This is a genomic window from Polyangium fumosum (assembly GCF_005144585.1).
Taxonomy (GTDB): domain Bacteria; phylum Myxococcota_A; class Polyangia; order Polyangiales; family Polyangiaceae; genus Polyangium; species Polyangium fumosum.
Genome location: NZ_SSMQ01000047.1, coordinates 1 through 23,042, shown reverse-complemented (window position 1 = coordinate 23,042; position 23,042 = coordinate 1). Strand labels below are relative to the sequence as shown.

Annotated in this window: 22 protein-coding genes; 10 read left to right on the top strand and 12 right to left on the bottom strand. The window is 70.1% G+C overall.

The window, feature by feature from the left end:
• The first annotated feature begins 4 nt into the window (after positions 1 to 4).
• From E8A74_RS34475 to E8A74_RS34465, 3 genes are all read left to right on the top strand, one after another.
• Positions 5 to 1,051 carry a type III polyketide synthase gene (locus E8A74_RS34475; RefSeq protein ID WP_136933324.1) on the top strand — a complete coding sequence of 349 codons (1,047 nt, stop codon included), beginning with the start codon at positions 5 to 7 and terminating at the stop codon, positions 1,049 to 1,051.
• A gap of 68 nt (positions 1,052 to 1,119) precedes the next feature.
• Positions 1,120 to 2,073: an aldo/keto reductase gene (locus E8A74_RS34470; protein WP_136933323.1), complete on the top strand. Its 954-nt coding sequence runs from the start codon at positions 1,120 to 1,122 to the stop codon at positions 2,071 to 2,073.
• Positions 2,070 to 2,507 (top strand): nuclear transport factor 2 family protein, encoded by a 438-nt coding sequence (locus E8A74_RS34465; protein ID WP_136933322.1) that lies wholly within the window; start codon positions 2,070 to 2,072, stop codon positions 2,505 to 2,507. The genes E8A74_RS34470 and E8A74_RS34465 overlap by 4 nt, the downstream gene beginning before the upstream one ends.
• Positions 2,508 to 2,535: 28 nt before the next feature.
• On the opposite strand, the gene E8A74_RS34460 is transcribed toward E8A74_RS34465, so the two are convergent.
• Positions 2,536 to 3,231 (bottom strand): hypothetical protein, encoded by a 696-nt coding sequence (locus E8A74_RS34460; RefSeq protein WP_136933321.1) that lies wholly within the window; start codon positions 3,229 to 3,231, stop codon positions 2,536 to 2,538.
• A 145-nt stretch (positions 3,232 to 3,376) separates the two neighbouring features.
• On the opposite strand from E8A74_RS34460, the gene E8A74_RS34455 reads away from it, so the two are divergent.
• Positions 3,377 to 4,663, top strand: coding sequence for a hypothetical protein (locus E8A74_RS34455; protein WP_136933320.1), 1,287 nt, complete (start codon positions 3,377 to 3,379; stop codon positions 4,661 to 4,663).
• On the opposite strand, the gene E8A74_RS34450 is transcribed toward E8A74_RS34455, so the two are convergent.
• From E8A74_RS34450 to E8A74_RS34440, 3 genes are read right to left on the bottom strand one after another with little or no spacing between them, the layout of a single operon-like run.
• Complete coding sequence (locus E8A74_RS34450) at positions 4,653 to 5,783, bottom strand: dipeptide epimerase (RefSeq protein ID WP_136933319.1); 1,131 nt, start codon at positions 5,781 to 5,783, stop codon at positions 4,653 to 4,655. The genes E8A74_RS34455 and E8A74_RS34450 overlap by 11 nt on opposite strands.
• Positions 5,784 to 5,806: 23 nt before the next feature.
• The gene (locus E8A74_RS34445; RefSeq protein ID WP_136933318.1) at positions 5,807 to 7,093 is read right to left on the bottom strand and encodes a HAMP domain-containing sensor histidine kinase; all 1,287 of its coding nucleotides are present in this window, start codon (positions 7,091 to 7,093) and stop codon (positions 5,807 to 5,809) included.
• Positions 7,090 to 7,776 carry a response regulator transcription factor gene (locus E8A74_RS34440; protein ID WP_136933317.1) on the bottom strand — a complete coding sequence of 229 codons (687 nt, stop codon included), beginning with the start codon at positions 7,774 to 7,776 and terminating at the stop codon, positions 7,090 to 7,092. Before E8A74_RS34440 ends, E8A74_RS34445 begins: the two co-directional genes overlap by 4 nt.
• Positions 7,777 to 8,178: 402 nt before the next feature.
• Between E8A74_RS34440 and E8A74_RS34435 the strand changes: the two genes are divergently transcribed.
• From E8A74_RS34435 to E8A74_RS34425, 3 genes are all read left to right on the top strand, one after another.
• The gene (locus E8A74_RS34435; protein ID WP_136933316.1) at positions 8,179 to 8,655 is read left to right on the top strand and encodes a hypothetical protein; all 477 of its coding nucleotides are present in this window, start codon (positions 8,179 to 8,181) and stop codon (positions 8,653 to 8,655) included.
• A 134-nt stretch (positions 8,656 to 8,789) separates the two neighbouring features.
• Positions 8,790 to 9,305: a hypothetical protein gene (locus E8A74_RS34430; RefSeq protein WP_136933315.1), complete on the top strand. Its 516-nt coding sequence runs from the start codon at positions 8,790 to 8,792 to the stop codon at positions 9,303 to 9,305.
• Positions 9,302 to 10,864, top strand: a complete 1,563-nt coding sequence (locus tag E8A74_RS34425) for a GMC family oxidoreductase N-terminal domain-containing protein (RefSeq protein ID WP_136933314.1) — start codon at positions 9,302 to 9,304, stop codon at positions 10,862 to 10,864. The genes E8A74_RS34430 and E8A74_RS34425 overlap by 4 nt, the downstream gene beginning before the upstream one ends.
• Before the next feature lie 67 nt (positions 10,865 to 10,931).
• Here E8A74_RS34425 and E8A74_RS34420 read toward each other — a convergent pair whose 3' ends face one another.
• The 4 genes from E8A74_RS34420 to E8A74_RS34405 form a co-directional block, all read right to left on the bottom strand.
• Positions 10,932 to 11,891 carry an alpha/beta fold hydrolase gene (locus E8A74_RS34420; protein ID WP_136933313.1) on the bottom strand — a complete coding sequence of 320 codons (960 nt, stop codon included), beginning with the start codon at positions 11,889 to 11,891 and terminating at the stop codon, positions 10,932 to 10,934.
• A gap of 100 nt (positions 11,892 to 11,991) precedes the next feature.
• Positions 11,992 to 14,319: a hypothetical protein gene (locus E8A74_RS34415; protein WP_232379887.1), complete on the bottom strand. Its 2,328-nt coding sequence runs from the start codon at positions 14,317 to 14,319 to the stop codon at positions 11,992 to 11,994.
• A gap of 201 nt (positions 14,320 to 14,520) precedes the next feature.
• On the bottom strand, positions 14,521 to 15,366 hold the full coding sequence (locus tag E8A74_RS34410; protein ID WP_211365511.1) for a nucleotidyltransferase family protein: 846 nt from the start codon (positions 15,364 to 15,366) through the stop codon (positions 14,521 to 14,523).
• Between the two features lie 180 nt (positions 15,367 to 15,546).
• Positions 15,547 to 16,476, bottom strand: a complete 930-nt coding sequence (locus E8A74_RS34405; RefSeq protein ID WP_136933312.1) for a hypothetical protein — start codon at positions 16,474 to 16,476, stop codon at positions 15,547 to 15,549.
• Between the two features lie 57 nt (positions 16,477 to 16,533).
• Between E8A74_RS34405 and E8A74_RS34400 the strand changes: the two genes are divergently transcribed.
• On the top strand, positions 16,534 to 16,857 hold the full coding sequence (locus E8A74_RS34400; RefSeq protein ID WP_269749910.1) for a PilZ domain-containing protein: 324 nt from the start codon (positions 16,534 to 16,536) through the stop codon (positions 16,855 to 16,857).
• A 44-nt stretch (positions 16,858 to 16,901) separates the two neighbouring features.
• On the opposite strand, the gene E8A74_RS34395 is transcribed toward E8A74_RS34400, so the two are convergent.
• The 3 genes from E8A74_RS34395 to E8A74_RS34385 all read right to left on the bottom strand — a co-directional run bounded on the left by E8A74_RS34395 (position 16,902) and on the right by E8A74_RS34385 (position 19,543).
• Positions 16,902 to 18,125, bottom strand: a complete 1,224-nt coding sequence (locus E8A74_RS34395) for a FecR domain-containing protein (protein WP_136933310.1) — start codon at positions 18,123 to 18,125, stop codon at positions 16,902 to 16,904.
• Positions 18,122 to 18,898, bottom strand: a complete 777-nt coding sequence (locus E8A74_RS34390) for an RNA polymerase sigma factor (RefSeq protein WP_232379886.1) — start codon at positions 18,896 to 18,898, stop codon at positions 18,122 to 18,124. The genes E8A74_RS34395 and E8A74_RS34390 overlap by 4 nt, the downstream gene beginning before the upstream one ends.
• 288 nt (positions 18,899 to 19,186) lie before the next feature.
• On the bottom strand, positions 19,187 to 19,543 hold the full coding sequence (locus tag E8A74_RS34385) for a hypothetical protein (protein WP_136933308.1): 357 nt from the start codon (positions 19,541 to 19,543) through the stop codon (positions 19,187 to 19,189).
• A gap of 205 nt (positions 19,544 to 19,748) precedes the next feature.
• On the opposite strand from E8A74_RS34385, the gene E8A74_RS34380 reads away from it, so the two are divergent.
• Positions 19,749 to 20,612 carry a purine-nucleoside phosphorylase gene (locus E8A74_RS34380; RefSeq protein ID WP_136933307.1) on the top strand — a complete coding sequence of 288 codons (864 nt, stop codon included), beginning with the start codon at positions 19,749 to 19,751 and terminating at the stop codon, positions 20,610 to 20,612.
• Positions 20,609 to 21,055 (top strand): cytidine deaminase, encoded by a 447-nt coding sequence (gene cdd, locus E8A74_RS34375; RefSeq protein ID WP_232379885.1) that lies wholly within the window; start codon positions 20,609 to 20,611, stop codon positions 21,053 to 21,055. Before E8A74_RS34380 ends, cdd begins: the two co-directional genes overlap by 4 nt.
• 21 nt (positions 21,056 to 21,076) lie before the next feature.
• On the opposite strand, the gene E8A74_RS53055 is transcribed toward cdd, so the two are convergent.
• Positions 21,077 to 23,042: coiled-coil domain-containing protein (locus tag E8A74_RS53055; protein ID WP_211365510.1), on the bottom strand; the 1,966-nt coding region annotated here is incomplete at its 5' end.

The following is a 23,042-nucleotide window of genomic DNA, read 5'->3' as shown; positions in this document are numbered from 1 at the left end:
GATCATGGCCACCTTGTGCAGGCCGGAAGTCGCGGTTCCGGAGAACATCGTCACGATGGCAGACACGCTGAAGATGGCTGAGCAGCTCCACGCGGGCAAACCGCAGTTGAGGCTCGCGATGCGGCTCATCAGCAGCACCGGGGTGCAGAAGCGGCACATCGTACAGCCGCTCGAGCAGACCCTCGAGCACCATGGCTTCGAGAGCCGCAACAAGATTTACGAAGCCGAGGCCAAGCACCGGGTACCTCCGGTGATACGAAAAGCGCTCGAACATGCAGAACTGACGGCGCAGGACATCGACGCGATCATCTATGTCTCGTGCACGGGCTTCATGATGCCGGCCATGACGGCCTGGCTCGTGAATGCCATGGGCTTCCGTCACGACACGCGGCAGATCCCGATCGCGCAGCTCGGGTGCGCGGCCGGAGCGGCGGCCATCAGCCGCGCGCACGACTTCTGCGTGGCGCATCCCGGCAGCAACGTGCTCATCGTGGCCTGCGAGTTCTGCTCGTTATGCTACCAGCCGCCCGACGACGACGTCGGCTCGCTCCTCTCCGACGGGCTCTTCGGCGACGCGGTGGGCGCGGTCGTCGTCCGGGGCAGCGGTGGCAAGGGCATCCGGCTGGAGCGGAATGCGGCGTATCTCATCCCGAACACCGAGGATTGGATCTCGTATCTCGTGAAAGAAACGGGATTCCATTTCAGGCTCGACAAGCGCGTCCCGGGGACGATGAAGCCTCTCGCGCCCGTGCTGCGGGAGCTCGTCGAACGTCACGGCTGGGACGTAGGCAGCCTGGATTTCTACATCATTCACGCCGGCGGGCCGCGCATCCTCAACGATCTGTGCAAGTACCTCGGCGTACCGCAGGAGTCGTTCCGGTACAGCCGGGCGACGTTGACGGAATACGGCAACATCGCCAGCGTGGTGGTGCTCGACTCCATTGGACGGCTGTTCGCGGACAACCACGTTCACGACGGCGGGCATGGAGTCATCGCAGGGTTCGGCCCTGGAATCACGGCGGAAATGGCCGTCGGTTCCTGGAGGGCCTAGGACGGCCGACAAGGACGGCGGGCATTTTGCCGCCGTCGTGCATCGAGAAGACAGGAGGGGGAACTGCCATGAATACTGCGCTGAAAGCTCCGTCGTCGACGTTCCATCTCGGCGGCGACCTTCCCGTGCGACGCCTCGGCTATGGCGCCATGTACTTGACCGGGCCCGGCATGTGGGGACCGCCGACCGACCCGGACGCGGCCATCCGGCTCTTGCGCCGCGCGGTCGACCTCGGCGTCAATTTCATCGACACGGCCGATTCCTATGGCCCGGACGCCAATGAGCAGATCATCCGCCGCGCCCTGCACCCCTATCCCGCGGGGCTCGTGATCACCACGAAGGGTGGGCTCTTGCGCTCCGGACCGGAGGACTGGACGCGCCGCGACCAGCCGTACATCGTCCCTTGCGGGCGCCCGGCATATCTGCGCCAGCAGGTGGAGATGAGCCTGCGCAACCTCGGGGTCGAGCGAATCGATCTCTATCAGCTCCACCGCATCGACCCGGCCGTCCCGCTGGCCGATCAGCTCGGCGAGCTCGTCCGGCTCCGGGAGCAGGGCAAGATCCGCCATATCGCGCTCTCCGGGCAACCCGAGGTCTCGATCGAGCAACTCGAAAGGGCGCTCGCGATGACCGAGATCGTCGCCGTGGAGAACCTCTACAACGTCGCGGACCGCGCCGGGGAGCCGGTCCTGCGTTATTGCGAGGAGCGCGGAATCGCGTTCATCCCGTGGTTCCCCATGGGACACGGCGCCCTCGCCGGGCCGAACAGCATCCTCGCCGGGTTTGCCCGCAAGCGCGCCCTCACGCCCGCCCAGCTCGCCCTCGCCTGGCTCTTGCACAAGTCCCCGGCCATTCTCGCGATCCCCGGCACCTCCTCCATCACCCACCTGGAGGAGAACCTCCGCGCCGCGCAGGTCAAGCTGGACGACAAGGAGATGCTCGAAATCGCGAACATTGCCGCGAGCGTGCCGACGTGGCGTCCGACGCCGCCCGCCGAGTCTTCCACCCAGGAGCAGTCATGAATCCCGCCGCCCTGCATCCGAACGTCCGATCGCTGCGCGCCATTTACGACGATCTGACGCGCATCGGGGAGTACGCGGCCGACGATATGGTCCTGCACAAGGCCGATCGGGCATTTGTCCGGGATGCCGCCGCCGGCCGCGCCGTCGGCAGGGAGGCCGCCGTCGCCCACGAGCGCGAGCTCGTCCGCATGACCGGCGGCACCCTGGTGATGGACGTGGAGCACATCGTCGCGAACGACCATTTCGGCGCCGTCTTCGGCGTTTTGCGGGCCCACCGCGACGGGGCGACGCTCGCGGTGCCCTTCTGCGGGGTGTGGCGATTCCGCGGGGGCCTGATCACGGAGCACTGGGAAAACGCCTACGACGTGGTCACCGTCGGGGCCTTCCTCCGCGGCAAGCCGAGGACCGACCCCGTGCACGGCAACGAAGACTGACCGGATTCCGCGCCTCGAGCCCCGCCGCTCAATGGCCGGCGGGGCCGAGGTCCACCTCGCCGCCGGGATACACGAACGAGTCGCTCGGCGAATAAAAACAAGCGCCCGGCACGACCTGGAGCGGCGACGCGGGGCGCAGCGCATACACCGGATGATCGGGGGCGAGCATCTCGATCGAGAGCACCTCGAACGGGGTCACGAGATCCCCGATGTACGGATATCGCCCGCCCAGGATGCGATGGCCGAGGCGCGTCAGATAAAAGAGGTGGCCACGGGCGACCATGCCGATCTCCTTGCCCACGCGGGCGCGGGAGCGGATCACGGGGACGCCGTCCACGGAGGTCGTGGCCGTCAGGATGTCGTTCTCGATGGCGAGCGAGGTCTCGCCGGACGAGGCCGGCACGCCGCGCTCGCGCGCGTAGGTGCGGACGCGCTCGGACGAGTTCAGATAATGCGTGAAAAACCGGCCCGGGGTCACGCCGTCGGGCGCGACGTGGCCGTCGAGATCGAGCCCGAGGTACGTGAGCGAATACGCGCCAAAGCCCGTCGTCTGCTCGGGCGAATCGACCACGTATTGGTTCATGTAGATCGCGTGGTTCTTCGCCGGGCGGAGCGTGGCCGGCAAGAGGCGCGCGCAGGCCTTGGGATCGGCGGGGATCCAGCTCGTGTAGAGCATGCGGCTGTGAATGACGAGCTGCGGCGAGACAAGCGGTCCTTCGGACATTCATACCTCCCTGAATGCGTTCAAGGTAAGCGTACACGGGCCGCGCGCCCCCACAAGACGCCGCGGAGGGCGGAAACCTGCCCGAACGACGCGCCTTCGCGCCCCTCGCGCGCCACCCGTTCAGGGCGGTAGACTGACGCATCGCGTGCGCAACGATCTCGACAAGGCCTGCCTCGGCTGCAAGCTCCGCCTCCCGGCGACGGATTCAGTTTGCCCGCGCTGCCGCGCCGCGACCCTGCCCGCCGCGGACGCGCTGCGGACCCTGCGTGGGCGTGTCGAAATGGACAGGTGGCTCGACGTCGCGCGCACCCTCGCGCTCTACGTGCCCGCGGCCCTCGGCCTCCTCTTCTCGGTGGTGGTCGACGCGTTTTTCCTGTGGGATCAGGTGGTCCACGTACCCAGCTTCGAGCAAAACGCCCTCGGGGTCGGGCTCTTGCTGCTCGCGGGCCTGTGCTTTTTCGGCATCTGGTGCATGCTGCTCGCGCTCCCGTGGGGCCTCTGGGCAGGGCTCGTCCTCCTCACGTTCGCCATTTATCGCCGCTTTCGCTACGAGCCCCTGCCTCCGCCGCTCCTCGTGCCGCTGCCCCTCCCCACGCCCCTTCGGCGGAGCTTGCTGCGTCGAGCTACCGAGCGCCTCGATGCCCTCCACGGGAAGCTCGACGCGTGGCACAAGGGAACCCAGAAGCCGCGCCTGCGCATCCCGCTGCTCATGCTGGTGGCGGCGATGGGGATCGCCGAGGTGACGGCGTCGAGACCCGTGGTCGCGTTCACGAGCTGGAAGGCCTTCGCAAACTCCGTCGGCCCCCTGTTCGTCATGATGATCCCCCTCGCCGTGGTGGCGAGGATCGCCCTGATCTTCCCGCTTTATGCCTCCACCCGCATCACCGAGCGGCTCGTCGCGGCCCTTCGGCTCCTCGACGCACGAAAAAGCGCGCGTATCGAGGACACGCCCTCGGTCGAGCCGCTCCGCGCCGCGCGCGCCTCGGCGCGGGGACGCGTGTCACGCGGCTCGAAGCCCGCGCTCATCGCCCCGCTCTCGGGCAAACCCTGCCTCGCGTTCCGGCTCGTGGGCCGCATCGACGATCTCCTCCTCGACGACGGCGAGGCCGTTTGCATGACCCTCGTGGACGGCGCCGAATCGGTGGAGGTCCGCGGCGAACGTGTTGCCGTCGCGCTCGGAACACCCGAGGAGAGGGCACGGTCGCTCGCCCCCCAAGCGGCCGCGCGCATTGAGGCATTTCTCTCCGCGCGCGGACTCCGCGTTGAACCTCGCTTCGTCGATCTCGCCGAGACCTGCCTTCGAGAAGGCGACGAAATCGAGGCCTGGGGGACGGCGCGGCAGGAGAGGAGGGCGGGCGAAGGTTATCGCGACGTGGCCCTCGGCCGCGTGCTCGACGACGGGGATGGTTTGCCCGTCTTGATCACCCGATAGCCATCACGCCGAGCCCCGGCTCCGCCGAAAGCTCGTACCGCGGGCCGTCGGCTTCGTATCCACCGCGGTAGGGATCCCCGTCGAGCAGCCACGCCGTATCGAGATCAACGAAATCCACGCCCCCGAGCGCCGCCGCCACGTGCGCGCCGGCCGTCATGCCGAGCCGCGTCTCCACCATTCCGCCGATCATGATCGGCATCCCCGCCTCGCTTGCCGCCCGCCCGATCGCGAGCGCCCCGAGCGGCCCGCCCGATTTCACGAGCTTCAGGTTCACCCCATCCGCGGCCCGCGCCGCGCGCACCCGCCCGAGATCGGCGAGCGTCTTCACGGACTCGTCCGCAATCACCGGCGGCGCGAGCGCCGCGGCCACCTCCGCCATTCCTTCGAGGTCGTCCGCGGCGCAGGGCTGCTCCCAGCATTCGACGACGAGCCCTCGGGCCTCCACGGCGCGCCCCATCGCGATGGCCTGCGCTGCGGAGAACCCCGCGTTCGCGTCGATCCGAAACCTCGCGTCGGGCACGGCGCTTTGGATGGCGAAAAGCGCCGCGAGGTCCTCGGCCATGTCCTTGCCGACCTTCACCTTGAAATGGCGAAAGCCCCGCGCCGCCCAGCCCTGCGCGAGCTCGGCCATCCGCGCGGGCTCGGCGATCGGAATCGTGATGTCCGTCTCCAGCCAGCGCGTCGCTTCGCCCCGCGCTCCGCCGAGCAGGCGCCGAAGCGGCATCCCGACGAGCCGCGCCCACGCGTCGAGCAGCGCCGTCTCCAGCGCCGCCCGCGCCACCGGCTTCCCAGCGAGCACCTCGTCGAGCGCCGCCCCGAGCTCCACGAGGCCCGCGAGCGAGACCCCGCGCTCGCCGTCCACCTGCGGGAGCACCATCGACTGGCCGGACAAACGCTCCGCGGCGGCAGCGAGCGCCGCGAGCACGTCCGGCTGATCCTCGACCGTGACCGGCCAGAGCGCCGCGCCTTCGCCGAGCCCCTCGGCCCGCGCGCCGGCCGCGGCGAGCGTGACGCGCACCTCCGCCGAGCGCGTCACGGTCACGCGCCCCGTCGCGATGACGAAGGGATCGTGCAGCGGGACCGACAGGGGGCGAACCGAAATGGCCTCGACGTGGAACATCGGCGCCACGCTTAGCACAGCCGTCACGCCCTTGGGCGCGGGGCCGTCGGAAGCTCGAGGCCGATCCGCGCGCCGCCTTCCTCCCGGTTCGCGGAGCGCGCGCTGCCGCCGTGCGCCTCGGCGATCCGCGAGACCAGGGCGAGCCCGAGCCCGAGCGAGCCCTGCTCCCGCGCCTTCTCGTCGGGACGCCGATAAAACGGCTCGAAGATCCGCTTCTCTTCACCCGGCTCGAGGCCACGGCCCGCGTCCTCGACCTCGAACACGACCACGCCGGGCGCCCCGGTGATCCGGAGCGCGACCACGCCGCCCCCGTGCCTCTTCGCGTTGTCGATCAAATTCGCGAGCGCCCGCGCGAAGAGCGTGGGATCGGCGAGGACCGGCTCGGGGGTCCCTTCGACGACGAGCATCTCCGCGCCGATCCCCGCGCGGTCGAGCGCGCGCAGGCCCATCTCCACCGGATCGAGCCGCTCCTTCGCGAGCGCCGTGAAATCGAGCCGGCTCTGCGCGAGCAGATCCCCGACGAGCGCGTCGATCTCGAAGATCTCGCGATCGAGCTCGTCGAGGTTCTTCTGCACGTTCACGCCATCCCGCGTGAGCTCCGTGAGCAGGCGGATCCGCGCGAGCGGCGTGCGCAGCTCGTGCGAGACCGCCGCGAGCAGCTCACGCTGATCGCTGATCTGCCGCTCGATCCGCGCGGCCATCTCGTTCATCGCCACCGAGAGCACGACCGCCTCGCCGTGATCGTGCCGGCCCATCCGCGCCCGCGCGCCATAGTTGCCGTGACCGATCTCGCCCGCGACGCGCGCGAGCTCTTCGAGCGGGCGCGAGAGCCTGCGCGCCACCGTGCCCGAGAGCGCCCACAGGATGATGCCCGCCGCCACGAGCGGCGCGAGCCAGCGCAACGGGCCGGCGACGCGCGGACGCTCGGCGCAGATCGTCACGAACCCGAGCCGGTGCCCCTCGCGCACCGCGGGCGCATCGAGCGTCCACGCCTTCCGCCCGCAGCCGTGGCCGAACGCCTGGAGCTCGGCGCCGCTCGTGTTCCGCAGGATCACGCTCACTTCGAGGTCGTCTGCGATCGCGCGGGCGAGCGCCTCGCGGGCCCGGTCGTCGTTCCACACCTCGCCGAAGCGCGCGCCCAAGAAGACACGCGCGCGGCCCATCTCGCGTGCCCAGGCCGGACCCCCCGGGGCCGAGACGAGCAGCATCACGATCGAGAACGCCACGCCCGAAAGCAGGATCGCCACGCCGAACCACAAGAAGAGGCGGCGCTGCAACCGGGCGCGCACGTAACACGACAGACGATTCACGACTTTTCTTTCGCCAGTACGTAGCCAACGCCGCGCACCGTCTTGATGAGCCGCGGCGAACGCGGATCATCGCCGAGCTTCTGCCGGAGGTGCGAGATGTGCACGTCGACCGTTCGTTCCCCAACGATCACGTCCCCGCGCCCCGCCTCCGAGAGCAGCGCATCGCGCGCCACCACGCGCCCCGGGCGTCGGGCGAGCGCGCAGAGCAGATCGAACTCCAGGCCCGTGAGCTCCACGAGCTCGCCCTCGCGCGTGACGACCCGGCCGGGCACGTCGATCACGATGTCGCCCGCGACGATCCGCTCGCCGGCGACCTCGGGGCGGGCCCGGCGGAGCACGGCCTTGATGCGGGCGACGAGCTCGCGCGGGCTGAAGGGCTTGGCGACGTAGTCATCGGCGCCGATCTCCAGGCCGACGACACGATCCGTCTCGTCGCCGCGCGCCGTGAGCATGAGGACGGGGATCGTGTTTTTCTGTCGGATCCGGCGGCAGACCTCGATCCCGTCCATCCCGGGCATCATCACGTCGAGGAGCACGACGTCGAACGTGCCGGCTTCCAACGCGGCGAGCCCGCGGGGTCCGTCCGGGGCTCCGGTCACGTGGAATCCATTCTGTTCGAGGTAACTCGACAGGAGGTCGAAGAGCCGGACGTCGTCGTCGATGAGGAGCACGCGGAGCGCCATGGCGATGACAGAGTACCAGGCCCATGAAACCGGCCGTCATCCGAGCTTGCGTGCGCTTCATGAAGGCCCTGCGGGGCCGGCCGTGAAGAACTGCAAAGAAGCCGTCGGGACGAGCGCCAAATCCCCCATGATGCCTGCGGACGGTCCCATTACGGAAGTTCAAACGTACGAAGCGGCGTCCGTGACACATTCCTGCTCATCGCTCCGGGCCGAGAGCGCTGGAAAACGAAAGTCCTTGCTCTTCCGGGAGGGGAGCTGGTAAGAAGAAGAGTCATCGCGGAACTCCAAATTGGGCTCCGCAGGTATTCGGGTTCACGGCTTGCTGCGTCACTGTGCGGTGAACGTGTATCCGAAGTTTCTGGTTCTCATGACGCGCGAGAGAATGCGCGTAGGAGTCGTTCCATGAATACGCTTCGTTCGATCACCGGGCTCTTTGCGATGGCTTCTCTCTTCGCGTTCGCCGCTGGGTGTAGCGTCAGCGAGGGGGAGCGGGTTGGGCAGAGCGAGCAGTCGCTCGCCGAGCCGCCTTGCGAGTGCCCGTCGGTCGTTGGCAGCGCGTCGAACATCGTCGCGCCGCCCTGCGAGTGCGAGCCGCCGCCGGAGGAGCCCCCGGTCGAGGAGCCCCCGGTCGAGGAGCCGCCGAGCGACGATCCGTGCCCGCCTGGCGAGCACGAGGAATGCAGCGTGAAGGCGCCGGGCGGCGTTCAGTCGATCATCGCCCCGCCGGAGTGCATCTGCGTTCCGGACGAGGAGCCCCCCTGCCCGCCGAACGCCGTCGAGGTCACGACCTGCGGCGGTATCCTTGCGCCGAAGGGCACGGTGAGCATCTGGGGTGGCAACGGCGGTAGCTGCGTCACGCAGTGCGTCCTCCCCTTCTGATCGACTGATCTCGGCGAGTACACCCCGTCGAACGCCCCGGGAAACCCCGGGGCGTTTTGCGTTTGTCCCCCCGCCGCATGGTTTCGTCGGCCCTTTAACCTGTATTCTCTCGAACAAGTGCTACGCTTCGCCCGATGTCGGACGTCGCTTCGGGACAGCCGTCGAGGACCGACGTCGCGCTCGATCGGCTCGATTGGCCCGTGCGGGGCCTGTCGCCCCGGGCGCGTCGGGTGGTCTTCGCCTACGCAGAGGCCATGTACGCGGACGAGGACGAAAAGGGCGCGATCGTGCCGGCGAGCCCTGCCGTCTGCGAGCGCGCCGCGTCGTGGCTCGACCATTCCGTCGGGCGCGCGAGCGGCGATCTACGCCGTGGCTTCGCGGTGCTCACGTGGCTGCTGGAGATGATGCCGCTCTTCGTGATCGGCGCCTTCTCCCGCATGAGCCGGCTGCCCATCGCGCGGCGGGTCAGTTACCTGGAGGCGCTCGAACGGAGCCGGTTCGGGCTCTTCGCCATGCTGCTCGTGGCCTTCAAGGTGCCGACGAGCGTGGCCGTGTTCGAGGAGGGCGAGGAGCTCACCTCGACGGGGTTCGATCGGCCGAGCACCACAGCACGAAGGCGGCTGCCCACCGCGCCGGAGCGGGCGCCATGAGCGACCTTCCATCGGGCGAACCCGTCGTCCACGGGCGGGATTTGTCGGGGCCGTTCGACGCGTCGTGCGACGTGGTCGTGGTCGGGTCGGGCGCGGGTGGCTCGGTCGTCGCGACGCTGCTCGCCGAGGCGGGCCTGCGGGTGATCGTGCTCGAAGAGGGGCCGTATTACCGGCCCGAGGAGTACCAGCGGTTCCGGCCGAGCGAGGCGCTGCGCCGGCTCTTCCGCGAGTCCGGGATGGCCACGGCGTTCGGCATCGGGCAGACGCCGATCATCGCGATCACCATGGGCCGCGCCGTGGGAGGTTCGTCGCTGCTGACGGGGGGCGTCTGCTTCCGGATCCCGAGCGACGTGCATCATCACTGGGTCACCGATCTCGGGCTCGACGCGCTCTCCGAGCGCGCGCTCGAGCCGGCCTACGAGGACGTCGAGCGGCGGCTCGCCGTGCGCGAGGTGCCGGCCGCGCTGCGCTCGCGATCGACGCTGAAGTTCGTCGAGGGCGCCGAGAAGCTCGGGATCACCATGAAGCCCATGCGCCGCAACGCCGAGGCGTGCGAGGGCAACGCGCGGTGCAACTTCACCTGCCCCGCAGGCGCAAAACGATCGGTGGACATCTCCTACCTGCCGAGCGCGCTCGCGCGCGGGGCGCGCATCGTGTCGGACGCGCTCGCGACGCGCATCCTCACCGAGCACGGGCGCACAGCGGGCGTCGAGGGACGGCTGCTCGGCGGCGCGGGCGGGCGGCCGTCGTTCCGGTTCGTGGTGCGCGCGCCGGTGGTCGTGGCGGCTTGCGGGACGCTGCACACGCCGCTCCTGCTCGGGGCGAGCGGCGTCGGGCGGGCGAGCGAGAAGCTCGGGCGACGGGTGACGTTGCACCCGGGCGTGCGCTGCGTGGCGATGTTCGACGACGAGATCGGCGGCTGGGACGGCGCGATGCAGAGCGTGTACTCGGACGATTTCGCGCCCGAAGGGATCAAGCTCGTCGGCGTGTACAGCGCGGTGAACGTGCTCGCGGCAGGCATGCCGGGCGTGGGCCCGCGGCTCCGGCGTATGGCGCGCGAGGTCAAGAGGCTCGCGGTGTTCGGCGCGATGGTGCACGACGAGGGCGGAGGCACGGTGCGAACAGGGCCGGGACGCGAGCCGATCCTGACGTACGCGATGGCGCCGCGGGACCTCGCGCGGCTGCGGCGCGGGATCACGATCGTGTCGGAGATGGCGCTCGCGGCCGGCGCGCGCGAGGTCTACACGTCGGTGACGGGCGCAGATCCGGTGCGCACGATGGACGACGCGCTCGCGCTCGAACGATCGAACTACGACGCGCGCCGCCTCGAATGCATGGCGTTCCACCCGCTCGGGAGCGCGCGCGCCGCGAACGATCCGCGGCGCGGGGTCGTGGATCCGGACGGCCAGACCTACGAGCTGCCGGGGCTCTTCGTGGCCGACGGCTCGATCCTGCCGACGAGCATCGGCGTGAACTCGCAGGTGCCGATCATGGCCATGGCGACGCGCATCGCCTGGCGCATCGCTGAGAAATTCCGGCGGATCGCGCGCTCGGCCTGAACGAGACGCGTGGCCTCGCGGGCGCCACGCGCGAATGGTTTCTGCACCAACGAACCTGGGTTCGCCGTCAGTCCATCGCGGGATCGCGGAGGTCGCCGAAGAAGTCGATGAGGAGGCTCGCCACCTCGCCGGGCTTCTCCTGCTGCGTCCAGTGGCCGCAGTCCGCGATGCGCTCGATGCGCAGGTTCTTCACGTGCGGCCTCGAGAGCTCGGCCATCTCGGGCCGCAGGACCGGATCCTTGTCCGCGACCACGAGCAGCGCGGGCAGGTCGATCGTCGACGGGAGCTCGCGCTCCTCCTCCCACGAGAGATCCATCGCGCGGTACCAGTTCAGGCCGCCCCGGAAGCCGGTGCGCTTGTAGATGCGGACGTACGTGTCGAGGTCGATCTTCGAAAGGAACGTCTCGCCGGGGCCGATCTTGTCGAGCAACGAGGAGCCATTTCCTACGGTCATGAACGACGCCACGGCGTCGGCGTATTTCGCAGGGCGCATGAGCTTCTGGAACGTGTCGCGCACGTCGGCCTCGAGCTCGCGCTCGGCGACGCCCGGCTCCTGGAAGTGGCGCATGTAGAACGTCTTGTCCGTGAGGCCGAACGCGTCGCGGTACATGAGGCTCGGCGCCTGCGGGCCCGGCGGGAGGTACGGGGTGTTGAGGCTCGCCACGCGCTCGGTGCGCTCGGGATGGCGCAGCGCGAACTGCCACGCGAGCGCGCCGCCCCAGTCGTGCCCGACCACGCCCGCCTTGTCGATGCCGAGCGCGTCGAAGAGGCCGTGGATGTCCTCGACGAGCTCGCGCATCACGTAGCTCTCGATTTCCTCGGGCGCGTCCGTCCCCCCGAACCCGCGCAGATCCGGGCAGAGGACGCGGAAGCCCGCCTCGGCGAGGGCGTGGATCTGGCGGCGCCAGGAGTACCAGAGCTCCGGAAAGCCGTGGCAGAGGAGGATCGGATAGCCACGGCCCGCATCCGTCACGTGCATGCGGATGCCGTTCGAGTCCAGGAAGGTATGGCGGATGATCGTGCCCATGCGGTGAAGACTCCGGTTTCGCGCTGCTCGGTACGGGTCTCGCCCGGGACCGAGCGCGCGTCAACGCAGGGCAGTGACGGGAAGGTGCGTCCGGGTCCGCTCAGGGGCTGGAATCCCCCGAGCAGGTGACGAAGAGGGTGGCGCCCTGGGAGGGTTCACCCTCACCGACGAGGCGGATCATGCGGCGCTCGGACGCGGCGCAGCGGGCGACCAGCGCGGGGTTGCCGACGGCCGGGTCGGTCGAGGCATCCACGTAACAGAAGCCGCTGACGGGCTCGCCGGCGGGCGTGACCGGGTCATCCGAGACGTCGTTCTGGCAGATGGCGAGGTCCTCCCCTTCGAGCTGCGGGATCTGGCAGAAGCAGTCCCAGTTCGACTCGGGCGAGCGGGCCTTGGCCTCGTCGATCGCGGCCGCGTGCAAGGGATCAACGGGGATGCGGGCATGCTCGGAGTCACACGAGCAAGCTCCGCCGGTCGCGCGCGCCTCGAGGAGCAGGCAGTTCACGGCGCCCTTCTCGTTGCGGTCGAGCGTACGCGGCAGGCAGGGGCCGCCGATCTTGCTCTTCAGCCGATCGATGAGCGCGCCGATCGCGGGGCGGTAGCCGTAGTCGGACGAGGTGCGATCCTCGACCTGCTTCGGACAAACCGAGCCGACGATGCCCTGATCGCCGAGGCCGCGGAGCACGTCGAGCTGGCGCAGGCCGGGGTAGGCCTTGGCGCGGACCTGCATCATGGGGTCGGCCGGATCGCAGAGCGGGCTGTTCGCCGTGCCGTCGCGACACTCGGAGCACTTCGGATCGTTCTCGCAATCGGTCGCCTGCGGCAGCTTGAAGATGCACGCGTACTGGAGATCGTCGCCCAGCGTGTCGTACTCGTGCCCGTTGATCGAGTTGCCGAGCGGCGACTCCGGGGTCATGTCGGTCTGCTCGCCGGTGATCGGGTGCTTGCCGTGGCGCGGGTCGGGCGACTCGTGCATGAGCGGATCGGTCGGCAGAACGCCCTGCGCGGGGTTGCCGAGGATCATGTCCCAGGTCCCGTCCGCGCCCATCTCGCGCGCGTTCTTGATCCCCTTCTTGAGGTCTGCGGGATCGCGGGCGATGTCCTGCCACGGCACGCCGACGATGCCGGCGATGAAGACGAGGTCCGGCGTGCGCACGACGGGCACGCCCTCGGCGGGGCGCGCCTTGGGGAAGAGCGGGTTCTCCACGATCTCGCCGCTGCGCGTCGAGATCTCGAGGCTCGAGAACGCCTTCACGTAGCGGTCCGTCGGGTAGAGGAAGTCCACGCCGAAGCGGCGCTTCTGGTCGAAGCAACGCAGGTTGACGGCGTCCTGGGACTTGGTCAGCACCATGACGTCGCCATTGGCGTCGAAGCACCCCGGATCCGTGGGGCACCCCTCGGGGGCTTTCAGGCCGCAGGAGCTGCAGCATTTGTCGTTCGGATCGATCGCGCACTCGGCGCGCGGGCGCGGCATCGCGTCGGAGTGCGAGGCGCGGTAGTAGAAGCCGGTCTCCTTGATCGAGCAGTCGTTCTCGTCGCTCAGCATCAAGATCGCCACGAGCGAGTCGGGCCGGAGGAAGTCTTTGCGCTGCTTGAGCAGGGCGTCGTCCGTGCCGCTCACCTTCACGTAGCCGGACGATGCCTCGATGGTGTCGTAGGGCTCGGGGTCAACGAGGAAGCGGTAGATGCTCTCGAGCTGGGATTCATAGCCGCAGCCGACCTGACCGGTGCCGTTGACCATGTCGGCGAGCGCGGGCACGAGGCCGGGCACGGAGCCGTCGAGCGTGCCGAGGTTCTCCTCGCCCGGCGGGTTCAGCTTCTGCTCGGGATCCCACGCGAGGAAGCCCTTGTCGGCGTACGTCGGGACAACCTCGCCGGCGACGCAGGCATCGGCGCGCGAGAGGAGGTGACCTCGATCGTTCTTGGAGACCTTCTCGTTGTTGCAGTTCGGTTCGGCCTGGATGTCGGGGCAAACCGCGCCGCCGTGGCCGCCGAGGCTCGACGAGACGATGCCGATGTGGATGTCGAGCACGGGCTCGAACTCGCGACGCGAATCCTTGGGGCAGTCCTCTTTGGGGCTCGTCGGCTGGTTTGCGTCCGGGAGGGGCAAGCCTGCTTCGTCGATGCACGGCGGGTTCACGAGGCTCTCGACGAGGTCGGGGACGGCCTGGGCGAGGATCTGCTGCTTGTCGGCCATGGAGGCCGAGTTGTCGATGCCGAGGACGATGTCGATCTTGTCGACGCCGCTGTGCGGGACGACCTCGACGATGGTCGAGGTGATGCGCGGATCGACGACGTCGATGGGTCGGTCCAGGCAACCCATGGCCACGAGCCCGGAGACGGCGACGGTGACGAGGCCGGGGAAGACGACGCTGGAGGTGGCAGCGAAGACGCCCGGAAGACCTGGACGAAGAGGACGGCGGTTCATGGGGGCTCCCTTTCTCAACTTGCGAGGTGCCTGGCGGTTGGCTGCCTCAGCAGCAGCGCGTCCACCCTCTTCGCAAAAGGGATGCCGTCCTATTTTGTCGGTTTTGGGTGTTTTTATTCAGCTACACGGAAATTTTGACAACATGGTTGGCAAATCGCTCGAAACAAGCCAACCGGAATCGTGCTCACCGGGTCGCGAGGCTCAGGGGTGCGGGGGCGGCTGGTCGATCGCGGCGGTCCAGCGCGCGATCTCCTCGGACGTCATGCTGCCCGCGGGCCAGAGGCGCGCGTCGTCCCAGCCTTCGCTCACGTCGGCGAGGTACTGCGCGCGCGAGAGGAGCGTGCCCCGGCACAAGCGTCCCGCCTCGGGCGGCGCCGCATGCTCGGCTTCGAGGCGCGCGAGGAGCTCGCGCATGACCCACGGCGGGATGCGTCGCTGCTCCGCCGGATAGATGAAGCCGAAGAGGATGAGCTGGCTCAAGAGCACCCGCCAGTGATCACCGAAACGCGCGACGAGCCGAGGCCAGTCGAGCTCCTCGCAACGCGCGCGCAGCACGTGGGCGACGTCGGCCCCGTCGTAGCGCTCGCGCTCCTGGATGAAGGATTTGGCGAAGATGGTCTCCTCGGCCGGGCAGAGGCCGACGTCGACGCCGAAGACTTCGCCATGGCCCGCGTGCTCGAACCAACGATCGTCGACCTCGGCGAGCCCGTTGCCCGAGCTCCAGATGACGTCGACGTGCTCGCTGCCGGCGAAGGCCTTGGCGAGCCAGTGCGGGAAGGCGATGCACGTCGGATAACCCGCGCGTTCAAGGACGAGGAGCGTCGCGCCGACGTCGCGACGGCGGACGAAGACGTCGAGGTCACGGGTGCGCCGCCGCATGCCGGCGTGATGCGCGAGCGCGTAGGCGCCGCCGACGAGGAAAGGAACGTCGGACGCGGCGAGCGCGCGGAGCGCAGAGGCGAAGAAGTCGCGCGCCTCGGGGGTCATGTCGAGCGCGAGGATCGCGTTCGGATCGGCGTCGCGCGGCAAGGCGATCGTGGGCTCCACGGGCGCGCTCGGTGCAGGCGCGCAAGGAACCATGGGTTGGGGGAGCGGGAGCCGCGTCGTGTCGAGCGAGCGTGGCGTCCCGGAGGACGGAATTGCATCAACCGTGCGGCGGAACATCACGGCACGACGTGTTGCCAGGCAGTGCGTACCGCAAGGGGCGCGAGGCCAGAAATCAGGGGGCTAAGGAGAGTCGGCGAGCGAGCGCTCGAGCGCGGCGCGCAGGTGATTTTGCGCGCGGAGCGTGTACGGTCCGTCGGGCGAGAGCTCGAGGTGCATCGCGAAATGCTCGGCCGCGCGGCCGAACTCGCCCTTGTGATACCGCACGACGCCGCGCGCGAACTCGCGCGGGTAAGAAGGATCGAGGGCCGAAAGCTCGTCGATTTTGCGGAGCAGGAAGGCCGCCGGATCCTGCGCGGCGCGCCCTTCCTCGAGGCCCGCGCTCACGCGCGGCGGGTGCGCGAGGAGGAACGCGAAGAGGGCGCGCCTCTCGTCGACGCCGAGGGCGAGCGCGCTGCCCGAGAGGCCGCTGATCTCGTTCCAGCGAAGCTTGAAGGAGGCGCGGAGCGCCTGCTCGTCCATGTGCATGACGCACGGCGGGCCGCCCTCGCACCAGCCGTTCCGCGCGAGGACGTCGGCGAAGGGGCCGCCGAGCTCGACGAGCTCGTCCGAGGTTTCGCCGGTCCGAACGAAGCTCCCGACCTCGCGCAGGAAGGCGCGGAGCTGGTAGGCGCGGAGGGCGAGGACGGCGGCGTCCCCCTGGGCGAGGGCGCGGGCGGCGGCGGGGCCGATCTGGCGGCGGAGCTCGGCGAGCAGGGCGTCGTCGCCGCGCGCGTCGGCGCGGCCGAAGGCGCGGAGGAGGGAGCCGAGCGCGCGGACGTCGGCGTCGAGGGGTTTTGCCTCCACGGCGCGGGCGCGGGCGTCGTCGTTGGCCGCGGTCTCGGCGAGTTTTTGGGGCTCGACGAGCGGGAGAGGCAGGCCGTCGGGCGGGACCGACCGGGGGACGGCGAGCAGCGCCGCGGTGCCGGCGAGGAAGACGGCGACGAGCCCCGGCTGCCAGCCCTCGAAATGCCGGCCGAACCCCCCGGCGACGCGCGCCTCGTTTTTTGCCACCGCGCTCCGACCTCCGACCGTTTATTGTAGGGCGCCGTCGGGGCACGAGGAGAGAAAGTGTTGCTCGATAAGCGAAGACACCCGCGCAGGGTCGTTCGATTGGCAGTCGCGTTCCAGATGGGGGATGGTCCGCGCGTCGATGCTTTCTCGCGCGACCTGAGCATCGGCGGCATGTTCATCGTCACCGACAAGCCCGCGCCCTTCAACGCGAACGTGAACCTCTTCATGCAGCTACCGGGCGTGAAGCAAGAGGTGATGGTGAAGGCGACGGTGCGCTGGACCGAGCCCGATGGAATGGGCGTGCAGTTCGGTCTGATGGGCGCACGCGAGACGCACGCGATGATGCAGCTCCTCACGGGCGCGCCACCGTCGATCCGCTGAACGGGGAGGGTTTGTCGATGCCCGGGTGCTGCCCGGGCAAACCCTCACTGACCGAGCTGGAACGGCACGGCGACGGGCCCGCTCGTCCCGACGAACTTGCCCGGGCGCAGCGCGGCGAAGACGCACTGCATGAACCGAGGCTCGAGCGGCGGGTCGAAGCGCACGGAGGAGACGGCGCCTTCCGTGTCGAGCGAGACGGTCACCGTGGCCGCGACCGAGAGGCGAACGGAAGGGTCGCCGCCGCGGTAGTGCGTCTCGAAGCAGCCCGAGAGGCCCGCGTGCACGGAGGCGCGCGTGAGGACGGGCGCGGGCGCGGGCGCAGGCGGCGCCTCGGGAACGACGGAGGGCGCCTCCACGGGCGCAGGCGGCAGAGGGGGTGCGTCCGGACGATCGGGGACGTGCGGCAGCGGGCGCTCCGCGACGCTCGGAGGCGGCGGCGCGATCACGGGCTTCGGCGGAGGCGTGGTCTCCACGGGTGCAGGCGGCGCAGGGGGCGCGTCTTCCACGGAGAGCATGCGAGCGATCTCGCCACCGTCGAGCGAGAAGGACGCGCGCGCACGGCCGACGAGGAGGCGGCCGGTGGTGGTGCCGGGGCGACCCGCGGGGCCGACGGCGACCGCGCCGTGCTCGAGATCGACGAGGACGTCGTCACTCCCGCGGACGACGGTGAACGCGGTGCCATGCGCGGCGACACGCGTGCGGCCGACGTCGACGGCGAAGGTCTCGACGAGGCCCGCGGAGGTTTTTCGGGGCGTGACGTCCGCGCGCAAGGAACCTCGTTCGAGGCCGAGGACGAGCGCATCACCGGCCTCGGTGGCCGCTGCGACGACGGTCGCACGCGCGCCCGGCGCGAGCGTGACGCGGACGATCCCACGTTGCACGAGCGTGAGCGGCGCCTCGCCGGCCTCGACGCCGTCCCCGGGGCGAAGGAGCGCGAGATCCCGCTCGGACTCGCTGCCCGGGAGAAACGCGATCGTCTCGGGCGCGCGCCACCGGACGGCAAACCCGGCGGGCGCTTCGTGCTTCGATCGCGCGCCGAAGCTCGCGACAGCGATCACCGCCGCGGCGGCCGCGCAAAGCGCGAGGCCGATCCGTGCGCCGCGCCCGATGCGAGGGAGCGCGCGGGATGCGCGTGCTTGCTCCTCCTGATCGATGCGCTCGTCGAGCTTCTGCTCGATCGCATCCCAGGGCAGCGCGGGCGGCATCTCGTCGGCGAGCGCGCCGCGCATCACCTCGAGGGCGCGCGTGCCGGGGTCGTTGTCGCTCACGTGGCTTTCCCCTCCGCCGGAAGAGCATTCGACGCCTGGGGGCTCCGCTCGGACGCGCCGAGCTGCGCCCCCAAGCCCCCGATTTCATCCACGAGCTGCGCGAGCGCAGGCTCCTCCCGCATGAGCTCGGCGAGCTCGCGCCGCGCGTAAAACAACCTCGTCCGGACGGTCAACACGGGCGCATCCACGATCGTCGCGATCTCCGCCGGCGCCAAGCCTTCGATGTCATGCAGCACGTACACCGTACGTTTCTTCTCGGAGATCCGATCGAGCAGCCGCTTGAACGCGGCGAGCCGGCGCCGCAGCGTGGCCTCCTCGTCGGGCAAGAGGCCCGCGTCCCGCTCGTTATCGGTCGCGAGCGGCTCGTCGGCGAACACCGGACGGCTGCGCTCGGCCCTGCGGATCATGAGCACCACGTTCACCGTGATGCGGTGGATCCACGTGGAGAACTTCGACTGCCCGCGGAAGTCGCCGAGGCTCCGGTGCACCTGCAGGAAGACCTCCTGCACCACGTCCTCGATGTCGCTCGCGCGTCCCAGCATGCGGAACACGAGCCGCGCCACGGCCTCCCGGTGCATCCGGTAGAGCGCCGAGAACGCGCCCCTGTCCCCGCTCCGGGCACGCCGGACGAGCTCGTCTACGTCGTCGACGCTGTCCACGAAGGCCCGAGTGGCCAGGCTCGCGCTCGGCCATGCGAAAAACGACGCAGAGGGGATGATGCGACGCGCCGAGACCAGCGAGGGGATCGCGCGCGGCAGCGCCACGGGGTACACGAAGGGCTCCGTTGCGCGGCGGCGGGGCCACATTCACCCGCCTGCCCTTTTGCACGAAATTTGTCCATTTCCCGCGGCCGGCCCCAACGTCGGCCCATGCTTTACATCGCCGTGGGATTGACCGTCGCCCTCGTCACCGCCGACCTGCTCGACCTCTCTTCGCGCAAGTCCGCTCGGAGGCGCCTGGGCGATCTGTGACGGACGGCCCGAGCGCCGTCCGCGATGCACCCTTCGAAAAAATTCGGGGGCGAAGCTTCGTCTTCCGAAGCCTCACCCCCGCCTCGTCACTCAGGCCGCGGCGGCGGCCTTCTTCTCGCCGGGGAAGAGCGCCTTGAGGTCGACCTTCTCCTGCTTCTTCTGCTCGAGGATGTGGTTGACCGCGCGGAGGATGCGCGTCTTGCTCGGGCCGCTGACGGGCTTGCCCGCGAGCGCCGACGCGATCGCGCGGTCCGTCACGGGGCGGCCGCTGCGGGGCTTCTTGAGCCCTTCCTTCTTCTTCGCGCCGTCCTCGCTCTTGCGGGCGAGGCGCTTGGTCAGACGGATCGCCCGATCCTCGGGGCGCAGCTTCTCGATCTTCTGGGACGCCGCGAGGATCCTGCGCGGGTTGATCGCCTTGGCCTTGAGGAACTCTTCGAACGTGCTCATCGGATTCACCTTGGGAAGCTTCTGGAGGAGCGGGCTACGCGCGAGGTTGGGCGCGTGAGCCCCTCGACGTCGCAGGAGGGCGCGCACCCTATCACGGACGCCCGAACCCTGCACCCTTCTCGAAGCGACGAAGGAAAGGACGGACGGCCCGACGGCCGCGGGCAAACGTTTCCCCCGCCCGTCGGCCTGTACTACCCTCCGACAAATGAGCCTGATCTCCCACCTCGACGAAGCCGTCGCCGTCATCCGATCGAAGAGCCCGCTCACCCCGGTGGTCGGCGTGGTGCTCGGCTCGGGGCTCGGCGCGTGGGCCGAGCGCCTCGAGGAGCACGTCGTGCTCCCCTACAGCGAAATCCCGTTCATGCCCGTGTCGACCGTCGTCGGACATGCGGGCAAGCTCTGGATCGGCCTCGCGAACGGCGTGCCGGTCGCCTGCCTGCAAGGCCGCGTGCACCTCTATGAGGGCCACGCGCCCGAGCGCGCGGTGTTCGGCGCGCGGCTGCTCGCGCGGCTCGGGTGTCGCGCGGCGCTCTTGACGAACGCTGCCGGCGGTACGAGGCCCACGTTCCAGCCCGGGGACCTGATGCTCCTCCGTGATCACCTGAACCTCACAGGCCAGAACCCGCTCGTCGGGCCGAACGAAGCCGGCCTCGGCCCGCGCTTCCCCGACATGACGCACGCCTACGATCGGCGCATCGCGGCGCTCGCGCGCGAGGCGGCGGCGGACGCGGGCGTGTCGATCCACGAGGGCATCTACGCGGGCCTGCTCGGTCCGTCGTACGAGACGCCGGCCGAGATCGCGATGCTGCGGACGCTCGGCGCGGACGCGGTCGGAATGAGCACGGTGCACGAGGTCATCGCGCTGCGGCACATGGGCGTGCGCTGCGGGGCGATGTCGTGCATCACGAACCTCGCGGCGGGCCTGAGCCCGACGCCGCTCGATCACGCCGAGGTCGAGGCGACCGCGCGGGAGTCGCGCGACCGGTTCACGGCGCTGCTCTCGGCCTGGGTGAAGAAGATTGGCGTGGCGATCACCGGCGGTGGGAGCTGGCGAGGAGGAGCGGCTTGACCGATCTGCAGACGACTATCGATTGGGCGGCGCTCGAGCGCGCCGCGCTCGACGTGCAAACACGCGCGCACGCGCCGTACTCGGCCTACCAGGTCGGCGCCGCGGTGCTCACCGCGTCGGGTCGGATCTTCGCCGGTTGCAACGTGGAGAACGCGTCGTACGGGCTCTCGATCTGCGCGGAGCGATCGGCGATCGTGCAGATGGTCGCCGCGGGCGAGCGGGCACCGATCGCGCTCACGGTGGTGACGCCGGGGACGTCGAAGCTCGGGCCGGGCGTGGAGAGCCCGGCAATCGGCGCGCCGTGCGGCATGTGCCGGCAGACGCTCGCCGAGTTCGCGGAGGACCTGCCGATCCGGATGGCGGTCGCCGATCGGGATGGGCTCTCGCGGATGACGTCGCTCGCGGCGCTCCTGCCGGAGGCCTTCCGCGCGAAATCGAGCTGAGCGGCCGCGCGGCCGCTCGGCTCACTCCGCGTCGATCGAGCGCGACTCGACGTCCTGGATTCTCTCCACGGCCTGCAGCAGCGACTCGCGCGCGCGTCCGAGCGCGAGCTTGTCCTCGTCCCAGCGCGCCCGGACGCGCGAGAGGCGCGACGCGGCGTTCACGGCGTCGGCCACGAGCGTCGCCTTCTCGGCGGCGAGCGCGTCGCGCTCCTCTTCCCGCTTCTTGAGCTCTTCTTCGAGCCGCGCGACGTCGGCCACGCGCGCCGCGAGATCCGCGCGGACCGTGCCCTCGTCCCGACGCGCCGCCTCGATCGCGCTGCGGGCCTCTTCCAGCTCGGCCCCGAGCGCGGTGATGCGCGCTTCGAGCTCGGCCGCGGCAGCGCGCAGGGTCGTCTCCTGCTCGGCGAGCGCGCGCTTTCGGACCTCGCGCTCTTCCTCTGCCTCCGCGGCGCGCGCCGCCTCGATCGCGCGCGTTCGCTCCTCCTGCTCCGCGACGGCCTTCCGCGTGGCCTCCTCGGCGCTCTTGATCGCCGCCGCGTGCCGCGCTTCGAGATCCCCCAGGGCGTGCGCGTGTTCGTCCTTGAGCTCTTGCTCACGCGCCGCGAGCCGCTCGTCGGCCGCGCGTGATGCTTCTGCGATCGCCTGCGCCTTGTCCGCGCTCGCCGCTTCGAGGGCCTTCGCGTGCTCCTCGCCGAGCTTCGTGATCGCCGCCGCGTGCTCCTCGCGCGCCTTGCCGAGCTCTGCGCCCTGCTCCGCGCTGAGATCACCGATCTCGGCCGCGTGCGCGTCGCGCAGCTTCGCGATCGCCGCTGCGTGCTCCTCGCCGAGCTTCTGGATCGCGGCCGCGTGCTCCTTGCCGAGCCGCTCGGCCTCGCTCGCGCGCGTCCGCGCCTCCGCGTCGGTGATCGCTTGCGCGAGCGTCTCGCTCGACGTCCGGAGCTGCTCCTCGCGCATCGCGATCGCGGCCTCTCGATCGAGCCGCGCGGCTGCGAGCTCCGCGTCGCGCGTCGCGAGCTTCTCCTCGACGCGCTCGAGCAGCATCTGGAAGTTCGTCACGCGTTGCTCGAGGGCCGTGCGATCGTCGCGCAGTTTGCTCAGCTCGGCGTCGCTCTGCTCGCGCGAGCCCTCGAACTCGATCATGCGATCGAGCTGATCGGCCTTCTCGCGCTCCAGCACGAGCGCCTGATCCCGCAGCTCGATGAGCTCCTTGTCCCGCTGCGAGACCTGCTCGCGCAGGGCGAGGATCTCCTTGTCCTTCTTGTTCAGGGCCTCGCGCAGATCGAGGAACTCGCGGCTCGACACGCCGCCGAGGCGCGACGTGGCGGTGAGCGCCGCCGTGCCCGTCAGGCCGCCTCCGCCTTGCATCGTCGCCGTCGCCGCGATGGCCGCGGAGAGCTTTGCTTTGAGCTCCTCGGCCTCGCGCTTGAGCCGCACCACGTCGGCCGATCCCTCGCTCGCCTTGGCGAGATCGGCTTCGAGCCGCGACGTGTTCACGCGCGAGGTTTGAAGCTCCTGGTCGAGGCGCGTGCTCTCGTCGCGGGTCCGCGCGAGCTCGGCCCGGAGCGACTCGATCTCTTGCTGGAACCGCGGCAGATCACCTTCGCGACGCGCGGACTCCCCCTGCGCGTGCGTGAGCGCGTCCTTCGTTTGCGTGAGTTCGTCACGACTGCGCGTGAGTTCGTCCTTGCTACGCGCGAGATCGTCACGGCTCCGCGTGAGCTCGTCCTTGCTCCGCGTGAGCTCGTCCTTGCTCCGCGCGAGCTCCGCGCGGAGTCGATCGAGCTCCGCCGTATCCGCCGCTTGCGGGGCCGGCGGGCGCTCGCTCGCGCGGAAAGGCGCTGCGGGCGGAGGCACCGATCGCGTCGTGGCAGGCGCGGGCGCCGCGGTGGGACGCGGGGGAGGCGTGCCGGCCGTGGACCCTCCGGGACGCGGCGGCGCTGCGGGAGGCGGCGCGGCCGCGACAGGCGGCGCAGCAGGCGGCGGCGCA